Raw genomic sequence first — 697 nt, 5'->3', positions numbered from 1 at the left:
ACCGCACTCACCGCACTCACCGCAGTGCGCGCGGCGCTCATGTTCTCCAACTATTTTTAGTTTTGCTTTGTAAAGCGCCACGTTAGCCAGCGCTCGTCTGTTCGTTCATTACCATGGCTGCCTTCTTCTGCGGGACTGTCTCGCAGGGGCACACGAGCTTGGCCGCTCTTATCCGGACCGGGCATCGCGATCATGGAAAGGAATCGAGAATGAATGCATACGCAGGAGAGCGGGAGGGGGCATCGCAGGATGGTGTCAGCGTCCCCGAACATCCCAAGGGCTGATCATGAGCAAGCGCCTCAAACATCCTGACCTGCTGTTTGCCGCCATCTTGTTCGCGGCTTCGTTGGTGCTCCGAGGGCTGGTGCTATCCAGTGGCCACACGCTGCTGTTGATCGTTCCGCTCTGGATGCTGATCTGGCATTACGCGTTGCCGACCCGCACGGGATGGATCCTCATCCTTGTCTTCCTTCTGCTGCCTTATCTGCTGGTGCTGCAAGACGTATGGCAACGGACGGGTTTGCACCTTGATCTTGACAGCATCGGCGTTGCCCAGCGGTTTCTGGCATACGAACTGGGCTGGTCGGCGGCGTGGGTCGTCTTCACTGCCTATGCGAGTCAGGTCACCCGCGAGGATGCGTGACCGTGAGTCTTTTTTTTCATGTAACCAGGAGCATGATTTGGAATCAAAACAGGC

1 protein-coding gene is annotated in these 697 nt (G+C 57.2%); it reads left to right on the top strand.

Translation table 11 applies throughout. The features are described 5' to 3' along the window. Positions 1-286 precede the first annotated feature (286 nt). Positions 287-643, top strand: coding sequence for a hypothetical protein (locus tag B3873_RS08715; RefSeq protein WP_286865327.1), 357 nt, complete (start codon positions 287-289; stop codon positions 641-643). The last annotated feature ends 54 nt before the right edge of the window (positions 644-697 follow it).

It is taken from the genome of Herbaspirillum sp. UBA812, from assembly GCF_002296545.1.
GTDB classification, from domain to species: Bacteria; Pseudomonadota; Gammaproteobacteria; order Burkholderiales; family Burkholderiaceae_D; genus Herbaspirillum; species Herbaspirillum huttiense.
Note: the sequence above shows the minus strand (reverse complement) of the source record. Positions and strands in the feature narration are given on the sequence as shown.